This window comes from Candidatus Villigracilis sp. (assembly GCF_057083605.1).
Map to the genome: position 1 here is coordinate 1 of NZ_JBXMTI010000125.1, position 20,771 is coordinate 20,771.

Below are 20,771 nucleotides of genomic sequence, written 5' to 3' on the forward strand. Positions count from 1 at the left end.
GTAGGGGCGCAGCAATGCTGCGCCCCTACTACAAAATGATCGATTCGTAAAACTCGCACACCTTCTTCATATTCATCCCATAATCCGCGCGGGCGGAGATAATTTTCGTATTGAGGCCTGCGGCATCGTGTCGCAGGTCTTCTCTTTCCAAACCCAGCAGGATCGCATCTGCAATCGACTGTGGATCATTCGGGTTCACGAGCAAGCCATTCTGCCCATGCGTGATCCATTCGCGGATGGATTCAAGATCACCCGCAATTGGGAAACATCCGCAAGCCATGCCTTCGATCAATGAATTCGGTGTGCCATCGTGAATGCTGGGCGAGACGACGATCTGCGCACCGCGAAAAATTTCTCCCATTTCCTTGTGCGGAATCAGGGGCAGTAATTCCACTGCATGTTCGATCTTCAAATCCCGAATCCATCCCATCGCCTGTGCCTCGCCTTGCATGGACGTGCACACGAAACGCGCATCGTTTCGTTTTGCAAGAACAAGAGGAATCGCCTTGAAAAAAACATCATTGCGGACATAAGGACGAATTCCCCGCGGATTAATGATGATGGGATTCTTTACTGCTTCTTTTGCAGGATAAAAAACTTCGCTTCGGATTCCGCCGTTGCCTGGCAGCACCAAAGTGGGCTTATCTTCGCTGAGACCCCACTCCCGCGCAAGCCGCACATCGCGTTCCACATCTGCATGTAAAGCATCCACCTTGCTCATCGTTAGCCGCGTGTAGCGCCTCATTAACGGTGAAGACGGAGCATGGAGGGTAAAGTCATTGCCCCAGATGGAAACGATGAATTTTGGTGGTCTCGATACGAGCGGGAAAATCGCCCGCTCTACTCGACCACCGGCTAATGCCTTCGCTGTCAACATGCCCTCGTATGGCACGCGCATGGCGTGGACAATATCTGGCTGAACCTCTTTAATGAAGGCACGCAATTTTTTCGCGGAGTGGGGAATGGTCAACGGGCCAAACCACTGTCTGAAAAGGGTACGCAGGCCCAGGGTCCGCGAGGAGGCGGAGCCAGGGCGGGAGGTCTGCTTTTTGGCGGCGCTAAAGGCCACGGGTGTAAACTCCAGCCGCTTAACGGAAAAATCCACCTCCCCTTGAAATGTGGAGGCGATGGATATTTCGTCGCCGCGTTCTGCGAAATAACGGATCCAGTTTTGTGAAATGGGGGAACGAACGTCAGTAACGAAAAGCAGTCGCATGCTGTGATTATACACATTGCCCGCATTTATGAGACGTAGTATATTTAAGCCATGAGCAAAGGGCGCATCCTCGTTGTAGAGGATAATATGGATACTTATGAACTCGTGCGATTCATTCTGGAAAAGAATGGGTATGATACTTTTTTGGCGATGAACGGACGCGATGGCGTGAATGCAGCCAGCAAACAAAAACCTGATTTGATCATTATGGACCTTGCCCTGCCTGAGATGGATGGCTGGACTGCCACACGCCTTATCAAAAAAGATGCATTGACCTCCTCCATTCCCCTGATCGCGCTGACCGCACATGCCCTGCCCGGTGACCGTCAACGCGCCATGGATTCAGGCTGTGATGAGTACATTACCAAACCCATGGATCTGCTCGATCTCGTAGAATCTGTGGACCACTGGATAAGCAGGGCTTAGCGCTTGTGGTTCATTTCAAAAATCTTTTCAATCAAGAGGAAAACTAAAATATGAAACAAATTTGTGTCGTCGGCGTTGGATACGTCGGCCTGGTTACAGCCGCGTGTTTTGCCGACCTCGGCAACCGTGTCACTGCGTTGGATGTGAATGAACAGCGGGTGGAGAATCTCAAAAAAGGCATTATGCCAATTTATGAGCCAGGCCTGGATGAACTGGTCAAGCGCAATGTGAATGGCGGGCGCATTACATTCACCACCTCCTATAAGGAAGCCTTGAAAAATGCGGAGTATGCCTTCATCGCTGTGGGCACTCCATCTGATTCAGATGGCGCCGCAGACTTACAATATGTGGCCGCCGCTGCCAAATCCATTGCGGAAAATATGTCTGCTCCACTCGTCATCATCAACAAGTCCACGGTTCCAATCGGAACTGGTGACTGGGTGGCGGATATTGTAAAGAGTGCCCAGCCCAAGCAGGTGGAATTTTCTGTCGTCTCCTGCCCCGAATTCCTACGTGAAGGTTCCGCCATCGGCGATTTTATGAATCCGCACCGCACCGTGATCGGTTCATTGGACAAGGACGCTGCGAATAAAGTGGCTCATTTACATTTGCCATTACGCGCACCAATTGTCATTACAGATTTGCGCACGGCTGAAATGATCAAGTATGCGAGCAATGCCTTCCTCGCCACGAAGATTTCCTTCATGAACGAGCTGGCTGACTTGTGCGAACTCGTCGGCGCGGATGTGAAGGAAGTAGCGGCAGGCATGGGCTATGACGCACGTATTGGTCGTCACTTTTTGGATGCAGGCCTCGGCTGGGGCGGATCATGCTTCCCAAAGGATGTGGAGGCGTTAGCCTTCATGGCAAAGGAAAAGGGACTTAATCCACGCATTTTGAATGATGTGATGGAAGTCAATTATGACCGCCGGAAAGCTGCGGTAGCGCATGTCCAAAAAATGATTGGTGGGAACTTGAAAGGCAAGACCATCGGCCTGCTTGGGCTGGCGTTCAAACCCAACACCGATGACATGCGTGATGCGCCCTCGATTGACATTGCTGAAGAATTGGTCAAGGCGGGCGCGAAAGTCCGCGCGTATGACCCTGTGGCAATGGAAGTTGCCCGCCCCATTCTGCCTGCCATAGACATGTTCGATGACCCATATAAAATGGCAAAAGATTGTGACGCGCTCATGGTCGTGACAGAATGGAACGAATTTAAACAACTGGATCTTGAAAAGGTAAAAAGCCTGCTCAAATCCGCAGTTATTTATGACGGGCGCAATATTTATGACCCCTCCCTCATGAAGGAAATGGGGTTCACCTATCGCGCTGTTGGACGGTAGTTGTGTAGTTCAATAGTTGAATAGTTCAATAATCGCGTAGTTCAATAGTCGGATAGCCGTAGGTTATTCGACTATTTGCTTATTTGACCAAAAGCTGAAAAACTACTAAACTATTTAACAATATGACCAACCCCCCCGTATGCAATTATGAAGGTTCCGATTATCAACAATCCTTTTGGGAGCAGGGCGGACGCGAATACGAAGACCGCGCCGAAGCCATTGCCCTGAAAAGAATGCTCCCTAAAAGCGGAAAACTTATGCTCGAACTTGGCGCAGGCGCAGGCCGCAATACTCCGCGCTATGCTGGTTTTGAGCGCATTGTCCTCTTGGATTATTCGACCACACAACTAGCACAGGCCCAGCAAAGATTAGGGAGCTCCGACCAATACATCTACGTGGCTGCGGATATTTACCGCCTCCCTTTTCTGGACCGTTTATTTGATTCTGCCACGATGATCCGTGCCCTGCATCACATGGCAGATGCACCGAAGGCATTAAGCCAGATCCGCAATGTTTTGCAGCCGAGTGCGGTTTTCATTCTTGAGTTTGCGAATAAATTAAATCTCAAGTCCATTTTGCGGTACTGGCTCGGCAAACAGGGCTGGAATCCGTTCACACTTGAGCCTGTGGAATTCGTCAAATTGAACTTTGACTTTCACCCAAAAGCCATCCGCAACTGGCTGAATGGGCTTGGATTTTCCATCGAGAAGGAACTAACTGTCTCGCATTTTCGTCTTGGTTTCATGAAGCGCCTCTTCCCTGCGAAACTGCTGGCCGCACTGGATGGATTATTCCAACCCACAGGCGCGCTGTGGCAGTTCACACCCAGTGTATTCTTGAAGGCAAGAGTAAAAGGTGAACATCAAAAGATTGAGATTCCGTTAAATGTGATCGACCTGTTCAAATGCCCCGAATGTGGAAGCGGAAATCTACAGGATAAAAATGACCATTTGCTGTGCCCAACCTGCCAGGCACGCTGGGCAGTCAACGACGGCATTTATGATTTCCGCGAAAAAATGAAGTAGAATAATTTCACATTACATGCAGGTTGGGAGATAAGTAATGAATACGCCCCAAAAGCATCTACCCAAAGTCCCTCCATTTCTCGAAAGAAAGACCCAGCCGCGCAAGAACAGCGTGGATACGCGCGGAATGTTAAGCCTGGTGACCATGCTGGTCAGCCTTGCGGCCTTGAGCGTGTCCATGTACGGCGCTATGAAACTGGTATTCGATATTTTCGATGATGGCCTGGCGAATAGCCTCAACGGAATGCTGATCAAAGTGGTAGTGCTGGGGTTCTCGTTCTTCTTTGGCTGGGGGATCGGGCTGGTCAGCATTCGTGCATTTGGGAATCTAATTTACCCCATCATCGTCAAAATCTATTCCTGGGGCTGCCTCATTGCTGTTGGCATCTTGTATATTAAAGTGATTCAGAAACTATATATGCAAGCCTATGACAGCCTGCACTTCTGGGCATATCTGATCATGCTACTGGGCGGGCTGTTTGTGTTGATCTGTCTGCACCTGCTGGTGGAGGGACATGACCTGCGTCCTTATGCAATCCCACTATTGATCATCAGCGTAGTGCAGTTGTTTGTGATCGTGCACCGCTATGTTTTTACCAACAACCCCAACGGCTGGATGCTGCTTGGAGATTTCACGATCTTTATCGTCATGATCTCCATCTCAGCCCTGATGCTGATGCACATCGGCATTCTTTCACCGCTGCGAGATCAGATCCATGGATGGTTTATAAAAAATGGGGATTCAAATCATAACGGGAACGGTGCAGGATAGCCCCAACTTTACCGTTTGTTGAATAAATTATTAGCTCTTGTCTCAAAAATATTGTGTCTCTCTGAGGGAGCGTTCTTCGCGACCGACACCGTACCTGCGTTCGGTGCAGGTGAGAGTCTCGCACTTTCGGGGTAGAGACCCTTCGCTATCGCTCAGGGAGACACTCTTATTAGATGGCTTGTAATTTCAAGATTGAGCTTTTCAATTTGGCGCCAGTGGCAAACGAATAAAGAAGGTGCTGCCTGGGAAATTCGATTCGTCGTGTCCTTCACTTTCCACCCAAATACTGCCCTTCAATGCCTTTACAATACCAGCCGCAATGGCCAGCCCAAGACCGGCACCCCCGCCTTTGTAGTTCGTGCGGCTGGATGAATGTAATTCCACTTTCCCCAATTGATATAACTTCTCGAAGATGATCTTGTGATGTTCAGCGTCGATTCCGATGCCGGTATCCTTTATGCTGATCTCTGCCATTTTGCCTTGACGGGCATCCTCCACAACTTTGGCTGAGATGCTGATCGAGCCGCCGTCCGGCGTGAATTTAATGGCATTGACGATCACGTGATCCAAAGCTTTTTTGAGCAGTTCAGAATCAGCCAACAGCGAAGGCACATCTCTTATCACCTCATCCAGCGTAAAAGTCAGGTTGCGAGCCGCCAGGTCATCCATATAATCTTTTTGAATGAGGCGCAGGATTAACATCAAGCTGACCGATTCCACTTGCGGGCTGACGACCTGGCCCTCCAGGCGAGCCACATCCAGCATACTGTTCACAACTTGATGTAGGCGATTGGTTCCCTGCAATACACCTTCGATAGCCTGTGAAAGCAGCGGGTTATTTTGAACGACAGTATCCGATCTCAACATGCCCAGATAACCTTTGATCACAGTCAGCGGCGTGCGCAGTTCATGTGCCGCAACTTGTATGAATGCGGATTTATTTTTATCATGCTGCGCCAACGTGGTGTAAGCACGGTTCAATTCCTCCACGCGCTGCTCGACCATGCGCTCCATCACCTGGTTAATGCCAGTCACCTCGTCATATAAACGGGCATTCTCCAAAGCCACTGTTGCCTGCATTGCAAAGGTTGTCACCAACAAGCCATCATCATCGTTGAAAACCAGTTTAGAACGGCTGAGAATCAGCAAGCCGACCACGTTATCTTTTGAATACAAAGGCACGCCCAGCCATGAGCGGTCACGCGGAAGCCATTCGGGCTGTCCCCAGCCTTCCGCTGAATTCACATCGGCTACCAAAAGCGTCTCACCCTTGCGTGCAACGGTTCGATAAAAATCCGAGCCATTGATATTCAAACGGAATTCATCAAGCTTGGCATTCGATGGCATCCCCTGCTGTGCGCGGATATGCGGCACACCATTAACATCTTCCATGAACAGAATGCCGCGATCAAAAGGCACCAACTGCTGTACCTGACCAAGGATTTGCTGAGGCAATTTATCAATGGTGGTTAACGAGGATAGTTGACGTGATGAACGAGCCAGCGCCTCAGCCCCTCGACGCCGCTCCTGCTCTGACTCAAAGAGTTTTGCATTTTGCGCTGCAGCTTTTTCGGCCACATCCCGCGCGCGGGCAAGTTCCACGGCCCTCTCACGTGCTTCACTCAACAAACGTTCCACTTCCTTTTGGGCCTGCTCGCGCTGTTGCACCAGCATGGTACGCAGAAGCGCGCTGGAAAGCAAATTCTTCAAGCGGACATAGATGTCCCAATCTGAGGGGCCAAGCTCGGCCCACATGAATCCAAAACGATTGCTTGCCAATGAAAGCGGCATAACGATGGCATCGTAACGATGATCTTCAGGCGTCTTGCCACGCGGAACCAACCGTCCCGTAGCAAGCGCGGATTCTTCATGCGGAATCTTGAACTTTTTTTCATCATATTGCAATAACAAGCGATAACTTTCAGGCGGCGGAGAGGAGACTGAGCTTGGCGAACCAACATCGCTATAGAACATCAAGTACCAGCGCTCGAGACCCAACACAGGAAAATGTTTCGAGATCGCATCCCCGATGGCTTCCAGGGTCATGGCTGGCGCCATCGAAAAACTGAAATTGCTGAGGGCTTCTTCCTGCTGCTCAAACTGTAAACGTCGATAAGCCTGCGCTCGCTGTGACAATTCCCCTACCAACATGCGGGCCTGCTGAAAAAGATTCTCAGCGCGCAGCATGGTGGTATTGCTCGAAATGCCGCCTAACGCATATTTTCTAAAAGTTGATATTACATTTTGCCAAGTGGTGAAATCATATCCATTACGCTGTAACACTTCCACCATCGACTGTATCATTTTCAGGAATGAATCGCTTTTTTCCATGTCGCGCAGGCTCGTGAGGAATATATCCCAGGTGCGCCCAAATACATCCACGTATTGGGCTTTTACAGGATCATTCTCGGCAATACCTGCCGCCCCGCACAAGGCACGGATGGCGGCATCTCGTTTGTTCTCCAGCCTGCCAGTATGCGCCACTTCCTTGGGAAGCACAATCGCCCTTTGAATGCTCTCAGGCAAACATCCGCAGGACCAGCGCACCACCAACTCAGTGGGCATGATATTAATATCCTCAACGACCCCGCCGTTTATGCGCTCCAGCAGGGCTTCAAAGGATCGCCTGCCAGCCTCATAAAAGGATTGATGCACAGTCGTCAATGGCACGCCCATGGATAGTGATTCGCTGACGTCATCGAAACCCGTCAACGCAATCGTATCGGGTACATGAATGCTGCGCTGCTGCAAGACCTCCATCACACCGAAAGCCATGCGGTCATTCGATGAAGCAATGACCTGCATCCGAATCCCACGTTCATCCAATAATGTGCGCGCTGCGGCCCGTCCGCTCTCCGCGGTGTAGTCGCCTTCCACAACCAGGTGTTCATCAAAACGGATATTGTGCGCTTTCAATTCTTCTCTATAGGCGTTAAAGCGTTGGTCTGCTTCAAGCTGTCCTTTGGGCCCGCGGATGAATGCGATCCGTTTGTAGCCATGCACTTCGATCAGATGGCGGATCACTGCGCGCATTCCGCCTTCGTTATCCGCAATAAATGAAGCTACACCTTCCGCAGGAACCGCAAAGGAAACCACCGGCGTGGGTGTAAAAACGCGGCAGAAATTTTTGATATCTTCAGCAGAGGGGCCATGACCAATATCGGCAGAGAGCAAAACCCCATCGAATTGGCCGGGCTTGATCAGATCATATAATCCATAAGACCGCCCTTCATATGCCGGTGCGGCAATGGCAACTGGTTTTCCCCCCACAAAATAAACCACATTAATATCATGCTTCCTGGCAGTATCCAGCACGCCCGCCATGAACTCAGCACCCCAGGCACGGGTTAACTGTGCGCCAAGTACGGCAATCGTCTTTCGCTCGCTTGCGACTTTTTTGGATCCTGTCATGGTAGAGTGTTGAAATTATAAGTCAGGAAGCCTGAATTGGTAATTTCAATTTTGATAAAAACATGACTCACCCAAAATCAATCATCGCGGGTGAGACATATTCTTAAGAGCAAATCGGGACACTGATGAACGCTGATTTTTTCTTGTCCGCGTTCATCAGCGCTCGTCCGCGTCCCACATTAAATTTTGGGTAGATTATTTTTTATAACCACTACCGAATTTCGAGCTGATACCCAGCCAGTTCGCGTGTAAAGCGGGTTGTGCCAGACACAACCAGGTATGCCTTCTCACCAGACTTCAATGAAAGCGGGATCTCTGCGGTCTGGTCTTCGTTGAGCGGGATCATGGTCACGCTTGAATCACTCGTCTTGATCAGAGCCAGGCCGAAAGTCTGAGGAAGAACGTTTTGGACTCTCACGAATCCCTCGGTCTGCCAGCCTCCCTCATCCGCTTCAAAATCGGAGCTGTAGCCTGCTGCGTCCACTTTGACATCGTCCAGCAAGAAGCCTTCTCCGTTGACCGCTGCATCGGTAATGTATTCAAAGCGCAGGGAAACTTTTTTGCCTGCAAATTCTGAAAGATCAACCTTCTCTTCGATCCAATCATTGGTTACACCGGTATAACCCCAGCCATACGAATTACCGGATGGGTCTGTGCCGACGCCGGAAGGAGTGGTAAGGATCTGCCAGTTTTCACCATTCTCCGAGGCTTCCACATAAACATAATCCCAATCGGTTTCAATATCATACCAGGTGCGGAACGACAACTGGATGGGGCCACTCACACCTGTGAAATCAAACTCACGAGTCAAAGTCATGTTTGATTCATCGCCTTTGTTAGACCAGAAAGCGTAGTCACCGGAGTATGGGTCGGCGGGCAATAAACCTGTGACCGTTGAACCGGTGAACGAAAGGGTGTAATCGCCTGCGCATTCAATGGCAATGTAATCTACACCATATTGATGCACATCACGTTTGATGGGCGCTTGAGGACAGGTATAAATCGTTTCAGTGGCAGTTGCGCGATACGCGTCGGTGTAATTATTGTAGATATAACGACCATCGCCTACAGATTTATCCAGCACAAAATTAGTTACCGCCCAATCCATAAAGAAATCATCGGCACTGATCAGCTGACTCGTGGCTGGGTCTGTGGCATCGATCTCGCGCAAAACATCTTCCACACTGTCCAGTCCATTGGCGGGGTCTTTGACCAGTAACTTCGTGGCATCTTCACCGAAGCGGTCTAAAAAGTAGGTCATGAACAGGAAACCCGCGCCGTAATGAGGTGAGGTTGCATCCTGGTCATTGGGCCAGTCATTCAATTGCAGATCGGGTTCGGTGATGTATAACCAGTCAAAGCCGCCGGGGTCATATCCACTGATGAATGCCGCAAGCTCGGATGAGCCTTCATTCAACCAGGAGGTTTCGTTGCCATCCAGCTTCCAATGGATCATGTGCTGGAATTCATGCGCCAGAACGCCATAAGTGAATTCATCGCCCAGCGGCGTGTTATCGGCATTAAAGAGGAACATTTCATGCGCGTTGGAATATTCCTGCACCAGCGGGTGGACAGAATCGGAGGAGGAGAAATATCCTGCAACGGAAAAGCCAAGCCCTTGAGAGTAAAGGATGTAGATGTGCTCATCCCCATCGATACCGGGTGACCATTCACTGCCGAAGAATTCACGGTTGGTTGGGTAGATCTTATTCTCAAATTCCTCAACCAGCGCCTTCATTTCGGATTCCTTGTAATCCACACCATTCTGCACCCAGAAATAAACATGTGGGGTGGCATATCGCAAGGTGGCTTGCACCTCTGTATTTACATTGGTATCCAGGTTATGCACCCAGAAATTACTTGTATCCCCAACCACACGCGGAGCAGCGGAAGTTGCCATCACCTCAGGCACATCACACTTGCCATCCAAACGGCAGGCCAGCTCACTGGGGTTATTGGATGGGACAATGGATGTTTGCAATGTCTCCAGAGTTTCGCTGGAGACCGCATCCAAAGGCGGGCGTATGATTTCAACCTCAGTTGTCGGCACATCACTGTTTGGAATAATCTCGGGAAAATCTGAGCTTGGGGCTGCTGCCACCCGCTGGAACGCGTAAAATCCATAGCCAGCGATGCCGACCACCAGCACACAGACACATAAGGATAAAGCAATGATCCCTATCACAATTGCAGTCGTACCGGATTTGTTTTCTGTTTCTGTCATTTTTCCTCTGGTGTGAAAAGATTACCGATGATACCTTGTGTCACTGAAAAACGGATTAGGAAATATGGGCTAAAGATATTTTCTTCACAGGGGTTGGAGGCAGCATTGACGGAATAAATTTATCAACCTTGCCTCGGATAAGGCGAAAGCAATGCTGAGTAATCATACCTAAATTTATCTTGACAAAAAATATTAGGGAGGAGTATTATATGCAAAAGTTGGAACTAAGAAAATTTTTGATCTAAATAATCCTATACACACAAGGAGGGACACTCATGAAAAAAGAAGCAAACTTCGTCCCAAAAATCACAAGATTTATTATTGCAGGTTTGTTGCTTGTTAGTTTTTTTGCTAGCACCGTTATACCTGTTCAGGCAGGAATTGACCTGCAATCGGGATGCACCACTTGGAACCTGGCAGATGATTTTCGTGCTGCGCCCGACCAGGAGAATCCTAATCGCGATTCTTGCGGCAATCTCGGCGTATGGGAATTCATGGGAAGTGCTGGGCTGGCACGCAATGTTACAAATTATTATAAATTGACGAAATTCACACCCAACTCAAGCGGTATTCCGGGTCTTAATGTATGGGGTGGTAGCCGGAGCGATTGGCTGGCTCTAGTTGCTTATAATGCAAGCGGGGCAACGCAAACAGTAGGTACAGTGGTATGGCCTGCCAACGCAATTGATGTACATCCCGCCCCTGACCAACTCGCAATTATCGCGTGGCATAGCCCGATCAATGGTTATGTTTCTGTCACAGGCAAGGTGACTGATTTAGATCCTAATGGGGGAAACGGTATCCAGTGGTTTATTGATAAAAACACTATCAACCTGGCTTATGGCTATTATGTTAACGGCGGTTCACAAACATTTGGCAATGGCACAAACGGGGCAGGCTTAAATTCGGTAGCTGTCAATATTGGTGACGTGTTGTATCTTGCGGTAGACCCGATGGGAAAGCATTCTTATGATTCAACCCGTGTGGATCTTACGATTAGTGAGACAAGTGCCCCGCCTCCCCCTGTACCCACAGAATGTACAAGTTGGAACCTGGCAAGTGATTTTCGTGCGGCCCCCAACCAGGAGAATCCAAATCGGGATTCATGTAATAATCTGGACGTTTGGAAATTCAAGGGAAGCACCAGCCTCACCCGCGATCCCTCGACCTACTACACATTGGCGAAATTTACCTCCAACTCCAGCGGTATTCCGGGTCTCAATGTGTGGGGCGGTAACAGAAGCGACTGGCTGGCTCTTCTCGGCTACAACGCCAGCGGTGCGACACGAACAATAGGCACAGTAGTATGGCCTGTCAATACCATTGATGTGCATCCTGCGCCTGACCAGCTTGCAATTATTGCATGGACCAGTCCAATAAACGGTTATGTTTCTGTGATGGGTGGGGTCACAGATTTTGATGGAGTCGGCGGAGATGGTATTTTGTGGTTTATTGATAAGAACAATGTCGATTTAGCATCTGGCAGTTACAACAATGGGGGTTCACAAACATTTGACGGTGGCACAAATGGGACCAACCTGAATACGGTGGAAGTCAATATCGGTGATGTACTTTATCTAGCGATCCACCCTAAAGGAAGCCATTCATATGACTCTACTGGTGTTAATCTTACGATCAGTGTGACGAGCCCGCCCACCCCAACGCCGACACCTACGCTGACAAATACCCCCACTGCGACGGCAACCTTTACTCCAACACCAACTCCAGTTTTTATTACTCCTACCAATACTTCAACGATTACACCAACTGCGACGGAAACTTTGACAGTTACTCCGTCACCTACATCAATCCCAACCACTCCCGCACCAAGTTCTTTTGGCATTGGGAATTGTTGGGCAAGCGAGAATTCGTGGGAAAGTCACACAGTATATTATTCCATTGACCGGATTACTATCCCTGTTAGTCGTGGGTGGGATTCTTCGATCTTTGCCGCCGCCCAGACGTGGAATGACGTAGGACCAAGCCCCTTTCAATTTATTTTTGATCCAAACGGTAGTAGCAATATGATTTCTTATCAGACACCACCAGACCCTGAGTTACTGGCCCAAGTACACCCTTATTATTACACCCCTGGTATATTTATTACTGAAAAACAAATGGATATCAATCCAAACTTACCAAACGTGGACTGGAACACCAACAATACCCCTAGTGCAAACGATCCAGATTCTAATGGCACTAGTTTTTACAACATTCAGAATATTGTAACGCACGAGTTGGGGCACTTCCTTCAACTTGAAGACATGATTACTGACGGTTGTGGCGATGTGACAATGTATCATTACATAGTTCCTGGGGAACTTAAAAAAATTACTTTAGACCCGGCCGATATTGACGCAATAAACTGGCAATACCCATAATACAATTTCATCAATTATATTGTTTTGGAGACATACTATGAAAAGGAAAATATCAATTATAGTTTTTGTTGTCATAATTCTCGCCACACTATTATTTGTATCTATAAAAAAACCACCCATTGTTTTAGGTTCAAGTGGGTCACTTCCCAAATATAGTATTGATGACAAGATAGAAAGGGCGGAACTTATCTTAATCGGCGAAGTTACAACTAACCTTCCAAGTTTGTGGATGGGTCCAAATGGAAGCGACCCCAAAAATGCTTCGCCAGAAGAAGTGAATCGCGCCCGTGGGCTTTTTACCGACTCATTGATATCCGTTGACCAAATTTTGAAAGGTAACCCTCCAGCATCAGTCGTACGTGTAAGAGCCTTTACTGGTCAAACTGAAAAGGTCATTTGGGCAAGTGATGTCGAACCTTCTTATCTAAAGGGAAGAATCTATTTACTTTTTCTTAGAGAAGATTTCGGGCCGACAGCAAAGATTAACCATGGAGATTTCATTGCAGTGGGAGCTTTTCAAGGGGTTTATGAAATTGTAAACGGCAGGGCCATCTCGAGAGATGACGAATGGGTGCTCGAAGAATTGATAGCCTATATTCAAAATAAGCTTTCCGAACCTCAGGCATCCCCTACTTTGGATGTTCCCACTGCTACAGTAATAGAGCCATCCCCATCTGCTACGATTTCTCCAGATGCGACAGTTCAGGAAACAACTACGCCTTTGCCTGAGGAAACTACTACTCCCACGCCATAAAATGGCATTCCTCATAGCATCCCTAACGTAAATGAAAAGCGTCCCGCAATATTGCGGGACGCTTTTGTATATTCCACCACTTTCCACTTTCTACAGAATCTTACGCTTCTACTTTTTGCCGTGTCTTCTTGGCGGATGCCGAGGCTGTGTGGAATACGATCTTGTTCTCCTTCGTATCCACATCCACCATTACTACGGCTCCATCCTTGAACTTTCCGCTGAGCAACTCCACTGAAAGCGGACTTTCAACATATTTCTGGATGGCCCTGCGTAACGGGCGTGCACCAAAGGCGGAGTCGAATCCTTCCTTGGCAAGCCATGCCCGCGCGGCATCCGTCAATTGGACGGCGATGTTATGTTCATTGAGTCGATCCTGTACTTCCTGCATTTGAAGCACCACGATCTCTTCCATTTGCGCAATCGAGAGCGGTGAGAACATAATGATCTCATCGATGCGGTTCAGGAACTCAGGGCGGAATGCATCTTTAAGCGCCTTCTCGATCTTATCGTGAGCTTCGCGTTCCTCACCACCTGATTTTTGCGGAAGGAAGCCCAAAGTGCCGCCCTTCTTCACGTATTCAGTACCCAGGTTCGAGGTCATGATCAGAACCGTGTTACGGAAGTCGACTACGTTGCCCTGACCATCGGTCATGCGTCCATCATCCAAAATTTGCAGTAACGCGTTCCAGACTTCAGGATGTGCCTTTTCGATCTCATCGAACAGCAAAACGCGATAGGGTCTGCGGCGGACTGCTTCTGTGAGTTGGCCGCCTTCCTCATAACCAACGTATCCGGGCGGCGCACCAAACAAACGGCTGACCGTATGCTGTTCGCGATACTCAGACATATCAATACGCACCAGCGCTTCTTCATCATCGAACATGAACCAGGCTAAAGCCTTGGCGAGTTCGGTTTTACCAACACCCGAAGGCCCAATGAAAATGAATGAACCAATGGGGCGTTTTGGATCTTTCAACCCTGAACGTGCGCGGCGGATCGCATCGGAGATGGCGTGAATGGCCTCATCCTGCCCAATGATGCGTTCGTGCAAACGCGCTTCCATTTGCAGCAACTTCTCTGATTCCGTTTCCATCATCTGAGTCACGGGAATGCCCGTCCATTGATGGACAACGGATGCAATATCATCCACATCCACTACTTCATCGAGTTGATGTTCAGATTCCCATTTATCGCGCTTGGTTGTGTATTCCTGCTCGAGGCGCAGGCGTTCTGCTTTCTTTTGGGCGGCGCGTTCATAGTCACGCTCCAGACCAGCCTGTTCCTCTTCGGCATGAAGTTTATCAAGCTCAGTCTTCAAAGCCTTGAGATCGGGCGGCATGGAATATAAAGCCACACGTAATTTTGCGGCAGCTTCATCGATCAGGTCAATGGCTTTATCGGGCAGGTGACGATCCGTCACATAGCGATCTGCCAGGCGGGCGGCGGCCACCAGCGCCTCATCCGAAAAGTGGACTTTGTGATGCGCTTCATAACGGTCACGCAAACCTTGCAGCATTTTGATCGTATCATCCACGCTCGGTTCCTCGACATAGATGGGAGCAAAGCGGCGTTCAAGCGCTGCGTCTTTTTCGATATGCTTATGGAATTCATCCAGCGTGGTGGCGCCGATGCATTGCAGTTCGCCTCTTGCGAGGGCCGGCTTGAGCATGTTGCTCGCATCCATCGCGCCTTGAGCTGCTCCTGCTCCGACGACTGTGTGCAACTCGTCGATCATCAAGATGACGTCACCCTTCGCGCGTTGGACTTCATCCATAACAGCTTTGAGGCGTTCTTCAAACTCACCGCGGAAGCGGGAGCCTGCGATCATGGCGCCCAAATCCAAAGCCACTACGCGTTTGCCGCTTAATATCTCTGGCACATCATTGGTGGCGATCTTCTGCGCGAGGCCTTCGGCAATGGCGGTCTTACCCACGCCTGCTTCACCGATCAACACAGGGTTGTTCTTGGTGCGGCGGGACAGGATCTGAATTAACCGCATAATTTCCTTGTCGCGGCCGATGACCGGGTCAAGTTTTCCTTCGCGTGCCAGTTGGGTTAGGTCACGAGAGTATTTTTCGAGCGTGCGGTATTTGGTCTCGGCTTGCGGATCGGTGACACGCTGGCCGCCTCGCAGATCCTGAACGGCATCATAAACACGGTCACGAGTCAGCCCAGCGGATTCCAAAATACGGGCGGCGGGTGTATTGCGCTCAGTGAGGATTGCAAGAAAGATGTGCTCTGTGGAAATGTACTCATCTTTCAGACGATTCGCCTCCTCGTTTGCCAGATCAATGATCCGCTTGACACGAGGCGTAATGAAGATCTGCCCCGCGCCGCCGCCAAAGATATTCGCCTTTGGGCTGGCACGCAGAGTCGCATCGAGTCGCTCGGTCAGCGCTTCGGAACTGACATTTAATTTTTCAAGGATTTGGGGAATCACACCACCTGGCTGTTCAATAAGGGCCAGCAGAATGTGCTCAGTATCGATCTGGTTATGCCCATAGCGCTGGATGATCTCCGCGGCACGCTGTGCGGCTTCCTGCGCTCTCTCTGTAAATCTATCAAATCTCATCATGGTTAATATCCTCCGTAGGGACACAGCGGGACAATTTTTTCGCGAAAGCCATAAACCGACTCGCTTTGCCTCTACAATTTTACATGCAGGCATTATAACAAAAGCCACATTGACGAATTATCAATGCGGCATAAGAGATGTGTAAGATTTTGGAGTGGTGAGAAGCGCGAGCGTTTATTTAGGTGCGTGCCTGTTCTGCAGATTGGTTAACAGGGTTGATAATGCAACGGTTAGGAATATCAGCAGGAAAAGCATTACTCTCAACTCACCGCCTTGCTCGGAATTGGTTAAACCCTCGCGAGCAAGAAAAACAAGGTTAAGGAGAAGATACAAGCCAATGGCACCGACGGCTGTTGGCAGGGATTTGGCATTGAATCTTCCCAGCGCCAGAATTGCCAGCCATAAAAATATGATCACATTCGAGGAAACGCGCATAAATTCCAGTTGATCTGTGGCAGCATGAATGAAAATATCAAATAGCTGGATGAAGGCAATACCAATCCCCAGAATTTTCAAGATCGAAGTTGCATCGTTGCGTTTTGTCATTTGGCCTTTTCTTTCTAATGAAGAATGAAATTATCCAACCAGAATTAACTCACCTTACGCAGTGTCATTCTGAGCGGAGCGAAGAATCTCCGGCTTCAAGGGTAGAGACCCTTCGCTCCGCTCACATCGTCCCGATGTCCTTCGGGAGGGAATCACGTCCAAATGCGTAGGGTGAGCAATTAATATAGGACGTAATGATCTCCCTAACTATTTTTCTGATTCAGATTTGCCAACTACCTGAAACAGTGTAATTTGCATACCGTCAGGGTCTTGAAGCCGCACATTGTAATCACCCCACGGGGTAGTGACGGGTGGATGAATTAATGTCGCTCCGTGAGCGAGTAACCGATCCATAGCCGCCTTCAAGTCGGGCACTTGCAATGCAAAGCGGATCTGCCCGCTGACGCGCTTTCCTGCTTCGATTTGGTCAATGGTATCGGCCTGGATTTCGTCAAACAGTTCCAAAGTAGCAGCGCCCATATTGAGAATGAGCGCCCTTCCACCACCGTTGTTCCAAATTGCAGCGGGTTCTATTCCAAGCCCATCACAATAGAATTTCACCAATCGTTCATAATCACTGGTCGTGAGCGCAACTCGCAATTCACTGATAGGTGGGGTTGAATTCGGTGTGACCATATTGAGTAAGTTATCCTTTCGTAATTACATAGTATCGCATAATTTGCTAAACAAGAGTTGTAATATTTATTCGCAATTCTCGTCAAAAAGTTTAATTGTTTATGCAATGAGCGATAATGTACCATCAAATCATAATTTTCGGACATCTTCCAAATCAACTTATCGAGATTACTCAAGTATTCGCATTCACTTGTTTACATCGAGGGAAAGATATGAAAACATATTGTGATATTATCCATCCAGATTTACTACACAAGGAGCTTTGATATGAAAAGGTCTTTTCTGGTCTTCAGCACATTATTTGTACTACTTTTACAGGCATGTGGAGCTCCACCCGCGGCCACCGAAGCGCCGAGCGTAACCATCAGCGAAACATCAACAGAAGCACCGACAGCGGCACCAACAACTGAAATAACCGCTGAACCGATCGTCCATACTACCATTCCGTCGGAAGGGACGGAGATTCGTGCAAACGCACATGATAACGAGGAAAGTACAACATCGGGAAATAAAGATGTAGTGTTCGGCGATGACTTTCAAAGCAATCGCTTCGAACGCCCCCTTACCGCCAATGATATGAATTACCTGCCCGACCTGGATATTGTGGATTTTTCGATTACAAGCGACGATAACTTCTTTTACATCCGCATCATCCTGGCTGGCGTAGACCCTGCCACTCAATCACTCAGCGGTTCCTATGGCGTTGAATTTGATAAAAACTCAGACGGGCGCGCTGAAATTATTCTTATCACCAAGCCTCCCTACAGCACTGAATTTACAGCCAGTAATGTTTATCTATTCTTTGATGGAAACGGTGATATTGGCGGCGAACAAGCCGCCCGCCCGGATGAAGCCTTAGGCGATGGCTACGAATTGGTTTTATTTGACCTTACTCACAACACCCATCCACAAGATACAGACCTAGCGTGGGTGCGTTTTGTAAACGAGGGTAAACCTTCAATAGAGATTGCCTACAAAAAATGGCTTTTCAAAGACGGCAATGAAAATTTCATGTGGAGCGTATTTGCAGGCGACATCACATTAAATCCCCTTCTCTTTAATTTCCACGATACAATCACGGAAGCAAATGCTGGTTCGCCGACAAAATCCAACCCAAACTATCCCATCACAGGGCTGGCTGCAATAGATAATACATGCCGAGTTCCCTTTGGGTTTCAAGCTACAGGCAACGAACCACTGGGCTGTTCGGTAAACACATCGATTGTTGAGGCTGGAGGGGAACCTGCTGAATTTTGCAATCAATTTCCAACGGCCTGCAAGCGTCAACCAAATCCACCGCCAGCTATCAATATTATTCAAGGCTTCCTTGAAGTTTGCCAGAAGGTTGGTTGTGAAGAGCAATTACAATCGCCATCAACTACTGATAAATAAATATCCCCAATCACCTTCTCTGATCCCAATCTTCTTCTGAAACAGCCAACCGTATCTTCATGCTATCACCATCTTTCTCGCTATCTACGTGGGATCAAAAAACTCGAAGCCAGCCTGTCCTGGCGCTTGCCCAGGGAAAATTCTTTTAGATTATGCATTTCAATCAGGCTGCACACGGTTTTCGATCTCCCACACGTGATCCAGAACATGCCATGCCGTGCGGCGGACAAAGTAACGGGGTGACCAACGTTTCCCACCACGTGGCCCCTGTTTAGCGATTTCACCATGTGCTGACGCTGCCAAAGTTTTCAGAATGGCTTGTCGGATATTCTCTTGAGACGGTTGATGCGCCTCGTTTGGCGGTACTTTCCCACCCAAGCTGGAGAGGTAGCTTATCTCCGAACCCTGCACGTGTTGAAGGATTCCATTCAGGGTTCGGCCCCCACCACGTGGGCCGGTGCTCAGGGTCTTCCTCTCGGCACTCTCGGCCATAACATCCAAAGCCCGCCAACAGGCCCTCAAGATGACTTGTAGACGTTTCAATTCCGTGTCATTGATTGGGAGTTCATCACTGGTTGGGGCCCGGTCGGGCGCACCAAAGTCGGTTGTGGCGTTGCCTTTCAGTCGCTCGATCACGGCGAACGCAGAGATATCAGTCGGTGCATGGAAACCGAGCCGAGCTGACCGTAGAACCCGCCCATAGCGGGGACCGTAATCGAAGAGGGCCTGCAAGGCTGAGTGCTCGTCATGTCCGCTGCGACACCAGCCTGGCCAGTTGAGGGCACCAGCGAATGTTCGTTTCTTGCCGATCTCAAGGTACACGTCAATCTTATTAGATGATTGAGCCATCAAATGCCATCCAGCCACAGTTCGGACATTTTGTCATCATTAGTAACCATAAAACGGCCAATCAACTACAAAATATTTCTCGTTGCAATCTTTCACAACTCGGAATAAAAATTGCGAAAGCATCACATTGTTATTGTCTGGTAGCTGATAAAGACTTCCATCGTCTCTTATAAACTCCACCGTGAAATGATATTCCATCGGCGAAATCTGCTGTTCTCCTACTACACGAGAGACTCTAAGGGAACATTGAAAATCATCAAACTCACAAGCTGTTCTAAGTAGGGCTGGATAATCCTGTTTATCTACATCAGGATGCCACATGATTATCATTCCATAACCACCACTGAATACCTTTGAAGCTTCAGCATATTTCTTGCTAAAAAGATGATCGAAAAAACTTACGAGAACATTCTTGGCGCGTTCCATCGATGCGTTGTTGGCAACTATTGGAACTGTCGGCGAAATCTCCGGTGTTTCTGGAGATACTGGCAGGTTTGCTGAATCTACATGAATATTTACATCATCAATCGCTGGGCCAAAAACCCAACCTTGCTGATTACTACAAAAATCGACTAATAACCAATCCCCCTGCTTTTCAAGAACATCAAAGAAGGCAAGCGGATCTTTCTTAACTGGTAGGAAATGTGCTACCTCAAATTCGCAGCCAGGGCCCTGGCGAATAGCAAAGGCGGGAAATTCATCGAGATAAACGCTTGGTCCATTACTGCCGTAAAACGGGCATAGTTGGGATGGGGTCGAAGTGTATGGAATTATTGATGTTATGGTCGCTTGAGAATGTAAAGTCACAATAGGCGTAACAGTCGCTGAGCTGGATGGGATTGGTGTAGGCGAAGCGGTAGAGACAGAACCACACGCAACCATCTCTAAAGAAAACCACAAGAGCACAAGAATCTTTTTCATCCTGTTTTCATTTCATGCGAAACGCCAATGGTTTGCGTTGACCTCGGCTGGGCGGGCGTGGACTCTGCTTGGGAGCAGGAAAAACTCGAAGCAAGGAAAATGCTTGACTGCGAAGCGTCCCTCACATCTGCTAAACGCTTTGTTAGCCCGCTGTTTTGATGGCTACTTGGCTAATAACTAACGAAATAATTGCACTAACAAGTATTGCTGAATAATAGAATTTTCCTATTCTTTTAAATTTGGTTGTATTGTGTTCTTCAACCACGACAAAATCTAACCAAGTCTGCGTCCATTTTC

At 48.6% G+C, this 20,771-nt stretch carries 15 protein-coding genes; 7 read left to right on the plus strand and 8 right to left on the minus strand.

Going from position 1 to position 20,771, the window contains the following annotated elements; translation table 11 throughout:
• Window positions 1–28: 28 nt before the first annotated feature.
• The gene (locus tag AC14M5_RS18885) at window positions 29–1,216 is read right to left on the minus strand and encodes a glycosyltransferase family 4 protein (RefSeq protein WP_484031262.1); all 1,188 of its coding nucleotides are present in this window, start codon (window positions 1,214–1,216) and stop codon (window positions 29–31) included.
• Window positions 1,217–1,267: 51 nt separating this feature from the next.
• Between AC14M5_RS18885 and AC14M5_RS18890 the strand changes: the two genes are divergently transcribed.
• From AC14M5_RS18890 to AC14M5_RS18905, 4 genes are all read left to right on the plus strand, one after another.
• A complete protein-coding gene (locus AC14M5_RS18890) occupies window positions 1,268–1,642 on the plus strand; it encodes a response regulator (protein ID WP_484031263.1) in 375 nt (124 codons plus the stop codon).
• A 50-nt stretch (window positions 1,643–1,692) separates the two neighbouring features.
• Window positions 1,693–2,988: a UDP-glucose dehydrogenase family protein gene (locus AC14M5_RS18895; RefSeq protein WP_484031264.1), complete on the plus strand. Its 1,296-nt coding sequence runs from the start codon at window positions 1,693–1,695 to the stop codon at window positions 2,986–2,988.
• Between the two features lie 122 nt (window positions 2,989–3,110).
• Window positions 3,111–4,013 (plus strand): methyltransferase domain-containing protein, encoded by a 903-nt coding sequence (locus AC14M5_RS18900; protein WP_484031265.1) that lies wholly within the window; start codon window positions 3,111–3,113, stop codon window positions 4,011–4,013.
• Between the two features lie 37 nt (window positions 4,014–4,050).
• Window positions 4,051–4,785 carry a hypothetical protein gene (locus tag AC14M5_RS18905; protein ID WP_484031266.1) on the plus strand — a complete coding sequence of 245 codons (735 nt, stop codon included), beginning with the start codon at window positions 4,051–4,053 and terminating at the stop codon, window positions 4,783–4,785.
• A gap of 201 nt (window positions 4,786–4,986) precedes the next feature.
• Here AC14M5_RS18905 and AC14M5_RS18910 read toward each other — a convergent pair whose 3' ends face one another.
• Complete coding sequence (locus AC14M5_RS18910) at window positions 4,987–8,196, minus strand: substrate-binding domain-containing protein (protein WP_484031267.1); 3,210 nt, start codon at window positions 8,194–8,196, stop codon at window positions 4,987–4,989.
• A 211-nt stretch (window positions 8,197–8,407) separates the two neighbouring features.
• Window positions 8,408–10,420: a hypothetical protein gene (locus tag AC14M5_RS18915; RefSeq protein WP_484031268.1), complete on the minus strand. Its 2,013-nt coding sequence runs from the start codon at window positions 10,418–10,420 to the stop codon at window positions 8,408–8,410.
• A 275-nt stretch (window positions 10,421–10,695) separates the two neighbouring features.
• On the opposite strand from AC14M5_RS18915, the gene AC14M5_RS18920 reads away from it, so the two are divergent.
• Window positions 10,696–12,801 carry a zinc metalloprotease gene (locus tag AC14M5_RS18920; RefSeq protein WP_484031269.1) on the plus strand — a complete coding sequence of 702 codons (2,106 nt, stop codon included), beginning with the start codon at window positions 10,696–10,698 and terminating at the stop codon, window positions 12,799–12,801.
• Window positions 12,802–12,838: 37 nt separating this feature from the next.
• Window positions 12,839–13,555 (plus strand): hypothetical protein, encoded by a 717-nt coding sequence (locus tag AC14M5_RS18925; protein ID WP_484031270.1) that lies wholly within the window; start codon window positions 12,839–12,841, stop codon window positions 13,553–13,555.
• 100 nt (window positions 13,556–13,655) lie between these two features.
• Here the strand turns inward: AC14M5_RS18925 and AC14M5_RS18930 are convergent, their stop codons facing one another.
• The 3 genes from AC14M5_RS18930 to AC14M5_RS18940 all read right to left on the minus strand — a co-directional run bounded on the left by AC14M5_RS18930 (window position 13,656) and on the right by AC14M5_RS18940 (window position 17,312).
• Complete coding sequence (locus AC14M5_RS18930; RefSeq protein ID WP_484031276.1) at window positions 13,656–16,127, minus strand: ATP-dependent Clp protease ATP-binding subunit; 2,472 nt, start codon at window positions 16,125–16,127, stop codon at window positions 13,656–13,658.
• Window positions 16,128–16,304: 177 nt separating this feature from the next.
• Complete coding sequence (locus tag AC14M5_RS18935) at window positions 16,305–16,676, minus strand: hypothetical protein (protein WP_484031271.1); 372 nt, start codon at window positions 16,674–16,676, stop codon at window positions 16,305–16,307.
• A gap of 207 nt (window positions 16,677–16,883) precedes the next feature.
• On the minus strand, window positions 16,884–17,312 hold the full coding sequence (locus AC14M5_RS18940; RefSeq protein ID WP_484031272.1) for a VOC family protein: 429 nt from the start codon (window positions 17,310–17,312) through the stop codon (window positions 16,884–16,886).
• A gap of 267 nt (window positions 17,313–17,579) precedes the next feature.
• Between AC14M5_RS18940 and AC14M5_RS18945 the strand changes: the two genes are divergently transcribed.
• Window positions 17,580–18,704 (plus strand): hypothetical protein, encoded by a 1,125-nt coding sequence (locus AC14M5_RS18945; protein WP_484031273.1) that lies wholly within the window; start codon window positions 17,580–17,582, stop codon window positions 18,702–18,704.
• 159 nt (window positions 18,705–18,863) lie between these two features.
• On the opposite strand, the gene AC14M5_RS18950 is transcribed toward AC14M5_RS18945, so the two are convergent.
• Entirely contained in the window at window positions 18,864–19,553 is a 690-nt protein-coding gene (locus AC14M5_RS18950) for a hypothetical protein (RefSeq protein WP_484031274.1), read from the minus strand.
• A gap of 39 nt (window positions 19,554–19,592) precedes the next feature.
• Window positions 19,593–20,474 carry an SH3 domain-containing protein gene (locus AC14M5_RS18955; protein ID WP_484031275.1) on the minus strand — a complete coding sequence of 294 codons (882 nt, stop codon included), beginning with the start codon at window positions 20,472–20,474 and terminating at the stop codon, window positions 19,593–19,595.
• Between the last annotated feature and the right edge of the window lie 297 nt (window positions 20,475–20,771).

Coding starts and splice junctions, on each gene's coding strand:
- AC14M5_RS18885 (WP_484031262.1), bottom strand. CDS start 1,216: ATGCGACTGCTTTTCGTTACTGACGTTCGTTCCCCCATTTCACAAAAC.
- AC14M5_RS18890 (WP_484031263.1), top strand. CDS start 1,268: ATGAGCAAAGGGCGCATCCTCGTTGTAGAGGATAATATGGATACTTAT.
- AC14M5_RS18895 (WP_484031264.1), top strand. CDS start 1,693: ATGAAACAAATTTGTGTCGTCGGCGTTGGATACGTCGGCCTGGTTACA.
- AC14M5_RS18900 (WP_484031265.1), top strand. CDS start 3,111: ATGACCAACCCCCCCGTATGCAATTATGAAGGTTCCGATTATCAACAA.
- AC14M5_RS18905 (WP_484031266.1), top strand. CDS start 4,051: ATGAATACGCCCCAAAAGCATCTACCCAAAGTCCCTCCATTTCTCGAA.
- AC14M5_RS18910 (WP_484031267.1), bottom strand. CDS start 8,196: ATGACAGGATCCAAAAAAGTCGCAAGCGAGCGAAAGACGATTGCCGTA.
- AC14M5_RS18915 (WP_484031268.1), bottom strand. CDS start 10,420: ATGACAGAAACAGAAAACAAATCCGGTACGACTGCAATTGTGATAGGG.
- AC14M5_RS18920 (WP_484031269.1), top strand. CDS start 10,696: ATGAAAAAAGAAGCAAACTTCGTCCCAAAAATCACAAGATTTATTATT.
- AC14M5_RS18925 (WP_484031270.1), top strand. CDS start 12,839: ATGAAAAGGAAAATATCAATTATAGTTTTTGTTGTCATAATTCTCGCC.
- AC14M5_RS18930 (WP_484031276.1), bottom strand. CDS start 16,127: ATGAGATTTGATAGATTTACAGAGAGAGCGCAGGAAGCCGCACAGCGT.
- AC14M5_RS18935 (WP_484031271.1), bottom strand. CDS start 16,676: ATGACAAAACGCAACGATGCAACTTCGATCTTGAAAATTCTGGGGATT.
- AC14M5_RS18940 (WP_484031272.1), bottom strand. CDS start 17,312: ATGGTCACACCGAATTCAACCCCACCTATCAGTGAATTGCGAGTTGCG.
- AC14M5_RS18945 (WP_484031273.1), top strand. CDS start 17,580: ATGAAAAGGTCTTTTCTGGTCTTCAGCACATTATTTGTACTACTTTTA.
- AC14M5_RS18950 (WP_484031274.1), bottom strand. CDS start 19,553: ATGGCTCAATCATCTAATAAGATTGACGTGTACCTTGAGATCGGCAAG.
- AC14M5_RS18955 (WP_484031275.1), bottom strand. CDS start 20,474: ATGAAAAAGATTCTTGTGCTCTTGTGGTTTTCTTTAGAGATGGTTGCG.